The sequence below is a fragment of the Microbacterium arborescens genome (genome assembly GCF_049707515.1).
In the GTDB taxonomy this organism is placed as follows: domain Bacteria; phylum Actinomycetota; class Actinomycetes; order Actinomycetales; family Microbacteriaceae; genus Microbacterium; species Microbacterium arborescens_B.
Genome location: NZ_JBNAFI010000008.1, coordinates 127,055 through 133,242, shown reverse-complemented (window position 1 = coordinate 133,242; position 6,188 = coordinate 127,055). Strand labels below are relative to the sequence as shown.

Genomic DNA, 6,188 nt, shown 5'->3' with positions numbered 1-6,188 from the left:
GCCCTGCGAGAACCGAGCTGCTGTAGACACGTCACGTAGCGAAGTCAGAACGCCGCCACGGAGCGCTGTTATTCACAGCCCGAGCGCGAAGCACTCCTGCGGCGAATCGTCTCCTCCGCCTGAGTGCCCCGGTTCGGATGGCAACCCCGCGAATGCGAAACGGACCCGACCGTTGGCCGCGTCCCTCTCGCTCGGAGGGGCTGACGGGAATCGAACCCGCGCTATCTGCTTGGGAAGCAGATGTTCTGCCATTGAACTACAGCCCCAGGCACCCGGAGGTGCTCGGTCAGCTTACCCCACGGGTGCTGGGCCGCCGGAAGCAGGACCACCCGGACCGGACGCGGCCGGACCACCCGGTGCCGGCGGCGCCTCCGGGTAGGGCGGGGCAGCCGGTCGGGGACCGGTGCCGTATCCGGGCGGGAACGGCTGGCCGCCCTCGCGCATCGCGAGCAGCATCCCGTTCTTCACTGCCGTGCGCATCAGCAGGTAGCTCACCCACAGGACGAGTGCGATCGTCCCGAGGTAGAGGGCGATGCCGAGCACGACGAAGCCGATGCCGAAGGCCGCTGCGGGCCCGGAGTAGTCGTTGTACATGGCCCGAACCCTATCGGCCGTGCCCGCTCGGCACGACCCCGATCACCGCTCGATCGACACTTCGACGATCCGGCGATCGGACGCGGTGACCCGGTGCACGTCCTCGGTGACCTCGATCTCTGCCTCCGTCTCACGCTCCGCGCACGAGGGGCCGACCCACAGCTCGACCGTGCCGGGCTCGACGATCCGCACCCCGTCGCGTCCGGTGAAAGCGAGCCGCCCCGTCGGGACGTCGAACGCGACGGTCGCCTCGGCGCCGGCATCCAGGTCGACGCGGGCGAAGCCGAGCAGCTGCGCGACGGGCCTCGTGACACTGGCGTGCACGTCGCGGGCGTAGATCTGCACGACGTCGGTGCCCGCGCGCTCGCCGGTGTTGCGCACCCGGACGCGCGCCGTGAACGACCCGCCCGCCGTCACCGCGCCCGGGGCCGTCAGACCGCTGCGCTGGAAGGACGTGTAGGTCAGGCCGTGCCCGAACGGAAGGGCCGGGGTGCTGTCGGCGCTCGTGATCTCGCTGGGACCGCCCAGGATCGGGTGAAGATAGCTGTACGGCTGCGCTCCCGACGAGCGGGGAAGCGACACCGGCAGGCGTCCCGACGGCGAGACCTCGCCGGTCAGGATGGCCGCGATCGCGGACGCGCCCTCCTCGCCGGGGAAGAACGCCTGCAGCGCTGCCGCTGCGGCGTCATCGCCCGACAGCGCCCAGTCGATCGCGTACGGCCGACCCGACAGGATGACGAGCACGACCGGCGTGCCCGTCGCGACGAGGCGCTCGACGAGTTCGCGCTGCACGCCCGGCAGCTCGAGCGAGTCGGCGTCGTTCCCTTCGCCCACGGTGCCGCGCCCGAAGAGCCCGGCCCGGTCGCCGACCGCGACAATCGCCACCTCCGCAGCACGCGCGGCATCCTCCGCCTCAGCGAAGCCCGAGCGGTCGTCGCCCTCGGCGTCGCAGCCGCGCACGACGGTGACGTCGGCATCCGGCAGCGCCGCGGCGACGGATGCCGCGAGCGTCGGGATCTCGAATCCCAGCGGCACGCCCGGGTGGTGGGCCAGCACGTGATTCGCGAACGAGTAGCAGCCCATCAGCGCCTCCGAGCTGTCGCCGTTCGGCCCGATCACGGCGACGCGGCGGGGTGACGCGAGCGGCAGCACGCCGTTGTTGCTCAGCAGCACGACCGACTCCTCGGCCAGGCGGCGGGCGGCCGCACGGTGTGCGGGCGAATCGAGGTCGACGCTCGTCGGCGGCGTCTCGAACGTCTCGTCGAGCAGCCCCACCTCCTCCTTCTGCGACAGCACTCGGCGCACGGCACGATCGACGATCGCCTCATCTACGAGCCCATCGCGCACCTGCGCGGCCAGCGGCGCGGTGAACGCGTCTCCCGTGGGGAGCTCGACGTCGATCCCGGCCTCGAGGGCGAGCCGGGCCGCCTCGCCGCGGTCACGGGCGACTCCGTGCATGCTCTGCAGGAACGCGACCGAGAAGTAGTCCGACACGACCGTGCCGTCGAAGCCCCACTCGTCGCGCAGGATGTCGGTGAGGTAGGCGGGGGTCGCGCCCACCGGCATCCCGTCGATCTCCGCGTACGAGTTCATGACCGACCGCACACCGCCGTCGCGGACGGCCATCTCGAACGGCGGGAGGAAGACGTCGGCGATCTCTCGCGGCCCGGCGTGGACCGGCGCGTGGTTGCGGCCCGACTGCGAGCCCGAGTAGCCCACGAAGTGCTTGAGCGTCGCGTGCACGCCGGCGCTCTGCAGTCCGCGGACGTACGCCGTGCCGATGACGCCCACGACGTAGGGGTCTTCGGCGATGCACTCGTCGACGCGGCCCCAGCGCGGATCGCGGATCACGTCGAGCACGGGGGCGAGCCCCTGATGGATGCCGAGCTCGCGCATCGACTCGCCGATCAGCGCGCCCATCTCCTCGACGAGCTCGGGGTCGAAAGCCGCGCCCCACGCGAGGGGAGTGGGAAAGGTCGCCGCCTGCCACGCCGCCAGGCCCGTCAGGCACTCCTCGTGAACGAGCGCCGGGATGCCCAGTCGCGTCTCGCGGACGAGGCGGCGCTGCTCGTTCCACAACCACGCCGCGCGCTCGATCGGGTCGACGGGGCGGGTGCCGTAGACGCGGGTCAGCTGGCCGAGGCCGTGGACGGTGGCGTCGGCGTAGGCGGTGGACGACGCCATCTCGCCGGCCATGGGGGCGACGACCTCGTCGCCCTGGTCGACCCAGAAGCCCACCAGCTGTGCGAGCTTCTCGTCGAGGGTCATGCGGGCGACCAGGTCGGCGACGCGCGTGGAGACGGAGATATCGGTGAGGGTCACGGTCCCGTGCTTTCTGTGGAGGGGATCAGCCCTTGACGGCGCCGGTCAGACCGCCGACGATGCGGCGCTCGAACAGGCTGAAGAACGCCAGGGCGGGAAGCATCGACAGCGACGTGAAGGCGAGCACCTTCGCGGTGTCGACCGAGTACTGCGACGAGAACGCCTGCACGCCGAGGGGCAGGGTGAACGTCGCCTCGTTGTTGAGGATGAACAGGGGCAGCAGGTAGCTGTTCCAGCTGCCGATGAAGGCCAGGATGCCCACGGTGATGACGCCGGGCACCGACAGGGGGAGCACCATCCGCCAGAAGAACGACAGGCGCCCGCATCCGTCGATGAACGCCGCCTCTTGGATCTCGTCGGGGATCGCCCGCAGGAACGGCACCAGGATGATGATCGTCATCGGCAGCGCGAACGCGATCTGGGGAAGGATGATGCCCGCGAGCGAGTTCATCAGGCCCAGGTCGCGGATGACGATGTAGAGCGGCGTGATCGCGACGGTGATGGGGAACATCAGGCCCGAGGCGAAGACGGCGTACAGCACCCCGCGCCCGCGGAACCGGTACCGGGCGAGAATGTAGCTCGCCATGAGCCCGAGCAGCACCGCCCCGATCGTCGTCGCGCCGGCGGCGATCGTGGAGTTGAGCACCTGCTGCCAGAACTGCGAGCCGGTGAGCACCGCCAGGTAGTTCTCGATGTTCCAGGGCGCCGGCCAGCCGGCGGGATCGACGGTGATCTGGGCGTTGCTGCGGAAGCCGCCGATGATGATGTACAGCACCGGCGCGAGCATCAGCGCGATCACCACGAGGGCGACGAAGTAGACCACCGGGCTGCCCCAGGGCAGGCGTTCCTTGCGGCGTCCGCGACGACCGGTCGGTGCGGGCGCGACGATCGCGCGGGTGGCGGGGGAGGTGAGGGCGGTCATCGCTCCGGCTTCCCTTCGGTGATGGCCCCCGCGGTGTCGCGACGCAGCACGTAGCGCTGGTAGACGATCGCGACGACGAGGGAGATGAGGAAGATCACGACGGCGACGGCGTTTCCGAAGCCGTAGCTGCCGGCGTTTCGGCCGTTGACGACCATGTAGGTGGCCATCGTCGAGGTGCCGGCGGTCGAGGCGACGTACTGGCCCCAGATGATGTAGACGAGGTCGAACAGCTGCAGTGCGCCGATGATCGACAGGAACGCCCAGATGCGCAGGGTGGGGGCGAGCAGCGGCAGGGTGATCCGCCAGTGCATCTGCCAGTAGCCGGCGCCGTCGAGGGCGGCGGCCTCGTACAGCTCCTCGGGGATGCCCTGCAGGCCGGCGAGGAAGAGGATGACGGCGAAGCCGACGTACTTCCAGGTCAGGATGGCCATGAGCGTCCAGATCGCGATCGAGGGGTCGGCGATCCAGTCGCGTGTGAGCGCGCCGAGTCCGAGCTGCTCGAGGGCCCCGTTGAGAGCGCCCTGGGTCTGCAGCATGAGCCCGAACCCCGTGCCCACGACCACCTCGGCGATGACGTAGGGCACGAAGATCAGCACGCGGATGACCGACTGGCCCCGCATGCGGCGGTTGAGCAGCAGTGCGAGGAGCACCGCGACGGGACCCTGCAGGACGAGGGATGCCACGACGATGATCGCGTTGTGGCCGAGCGCCTCGACGAAGGTCGGGTCGGTGAGGATCGTGATGTAGTTCTGCAGGCCGACGAACTCGGTGGGCGGCCCGTATCCCTGCCAGCGGAAGAAGCCGTAGTAGGCCGCCATCACGACGGGGAAGATGACGAACCCGACGAACATCACCAGGGCGGGGCCGATGAGCACCGCGATCTCGAGGCGACCCGACCAGCCCATTCCGCGGCGGCGCCGGGAGGGCGGGGGCGTCGTCGTGACGCCCCCGCCCCGCGCCGCGAGATCCGTGCCGTCGGCGGCGGCCGCCACGGCTGTCTCGCTGAGCGACATGATGCGGATCAGCCCTTCTTCGCCGCGTCGGAGACCGACTGGATCATCTGCTCGGGCGAGCTCTTGCCGGCCAGCAGGTCGACGACCGCGACGTTCAGCGCATTGCCGACGTTCTGGCCGAGCACGGTGTCGAGCCACTGCGACACGAAGGGAGCCTTGTTGTAGGCGGCCAGGACTGCCTGCAGGTACTCCTCCTCGACCGCGCCCTGAGCGACCGAGTTCACCGGGGGTGCGTTGAACGCCTTGTAGTACGCCTCCTGCTGGTCGGACGTCGCGAGGAAGTTGAGGAAGTCGGCGCACTCCTTCGGGGCCTTGGCCGAGCACGAGTATCCGTCGACGCCGCCCATGATCGAGCCGGGCTCACCCGCGCCGCCCGACAGCTCGGGGAAGGGGAACCACGCCAGGTCGGGCAGCGGCTGCTCGTCCGGAGTCAGCGAGGCGATGACGCCCGGGTTCCAGGCCCCCATCAGCTCCATGCCGGCCTGGTGGTTGGCGATCAGGCCCGCGCTGCTGCCTGCGCCCTGCTGCGCCGAGGTGGTGAGGTACCCCTCGTTGAAGGGCTGCAGTTCCGCGAAGTCCGCGAGGTCCTCGGCGGACTTCAGCCAGCAGTCGTCGCTGAAGTCCTTCGAGTCGCCGGTGGCCTCGATCGTCTCGGCGCTGCACTCGCGGAGGGCGAAGTTGTAGAACCAGTGCGCCGCGGGCCAGGCGTCCTTCGCGCCCAGCGCGATGGGTGCGATGCCGGCATCCTTGAGCTGGCCGACGACGGCCTCGAGGTCGTCGACGGTGGCGGGAGGCTCGGTGATCCCCGCCTGGGCGAAGAGGTCGGAGCTGTACCAGAACCCGCTGGGGAGCACCGCGAGCGGCATCGCCCACACCTTGTCCTGGTAGGTCTCGGCCTTGAACGAGCCCTCCGAGATCTCTTCCTTGGCGGTGTCGCCGATGAGGTCGGTGAGATCCATCAGCTGGCCGGCCTGCACCATGGCGGCCATCTTGCCGCCGCCGCGCTGCAGGAAGATGTCGGGCGGGTCGCCGGCGTTGAGCGCGGTCTGGAGCTTTCCGTCCATGTCCTCGTTCTGAACGGACTGCATCGAGATCTTCACGTTCTCGTTCTCCGCCTCGAACGCGGCGATCGCATCTTTCCAGAACTCCTGACCGGGACCGGTCGTGGAGTTCTGCCAGAGGGTCATCTCGACGGTGCCGTCGCTGCTGCCGCCGTCGCCGCCGCTGCTGCAGGAGGTGAGGGCGAGTGCCCCCGCGGCCAGGACGGCTGCCGTGACGGCCGCCTTCCGGCGGGCCGTGATGGTGCGTGCCATGTGAATCCTTCTCTCTTCGTTGAG

At 69.8% G+C, this 6,188-nt stretch carries 5 protein-coding genes and 1 tRNA gene; all 6 read right to left on the bottom strand.

The genetic code is table 11. The annotated features are described in order from the left end of the window. Window positions 1-195 precede the first annotated feature (195 nt). Window positions 196-266, bottom strand: a tRNA-Gly gene (locus ACPYN5_RS15035). 25 nt (window positions 267-291) lie between these two features. Continuing rightward, window positions 292-594 carry a hypothetical protein gene (locus ACPYN5_RS15030; protein ID WP_424449795.1) on the bottom strand — a complete coding sequence of 101 codons (303 nt, stop codon included), beginning with the start codon at window positions 592-594 and terminating at the stop codon, window positions 292-294. 42 nt (window positions 595-636) lie between these two features. Next, on the bottom strand, window positions 637-2,862 hold the full coding sequence (locus ACPYN5_RS15025; protein WP_424449804.1) for a beta-xylosidase/alpha-l-arabinosidase: 2,226 nt from the start codon (window positions 2,860-2,862) through the stop codon (window positions 637-639). Window positions 2,863-2,941: 79 nt separating this feature from the next. Next, complete coding sequence (locus ACPYN5_RS15020) at window positions 2,942-3,838, bottom strand: carbohydrate ABC transporter permease (protein ID WP_424449794.1); 897 nt, start codon at window positions 3,836-3,838, stop codon at window positions 2,942-2,944. Continuing rightward, complete coding sequence (locus tag ACPYN5_RS15015) at window positions 3,835-4,851, bottom strand: carbohydrate ABC transporter permease (RefSeq protein WP_424449793.1); 1,017 nt, start codon at window positions 4,849-4,851, stop codon at window positions 3,835-3,837. Before ACPYN5_RS15015 ends, ACPYN5_RS15020 begins: the two co-directional genes overlap by 4 nt. A gap of 8 nt (window positions 4,852-4,859) precedes the next feature. Then, window positions 4,860-6,164 carry an ABC transporter substrate-binding protein gene (locus ACPYN5_RS15010; protein ID WP_424449792.1) on the bottom strand — a complete coding sequence of 435 codons (1,305 nt, stop codon included), beginning with the start codon at window positions 6,162-6,164 and terminating at the stop codon, window positions 4,860-4,862. Window positions 6,165-6,188: the final 24 nt, after the last annotated feature.

Excerpts from the sequence above, each read along its gene's own strand:
- ACPYN5_RS15010 (WP_424449792.1), bottom strand. The coding sequence starts at position 6,164 with ATGGCACGCACCATCACGGCCCGCCGGAAGGCGGCCGTCACGGCAGCC.
- ACPYN5_RS15030 (WP_424449795.1), bottom strand. The coding sequence starts at position 594 with ATGTACAACGACTACTCCGGGCCCGCAGCGGCCTTCGGCATCGGCTTC.
- ACPYN5_RS15015 (WP_424449793.1), bottom strand. The coding sequence starts at position 4,851 with ATGTCGCTCAGCGAGACAGCCGTGGCGGCCGCCGCCGACGGCACGGAT.
- ACPYN5_RS15020 (WP_424449794.1), bottom strand. The coding sequence starts at position 3,838 with ATGACCGCCCTCACCTCCCCCGCCACCCGCGCGATCGTCGCGCCCGCA.
- ACPYN5_RS15025 (WP_424449804.1), bottom strand. The coding sequence starts at position 2,862 with ATGACCCTCGACGAGAAGCTCGCACAGCTGGTGGGCTTCTGGGTCGAC.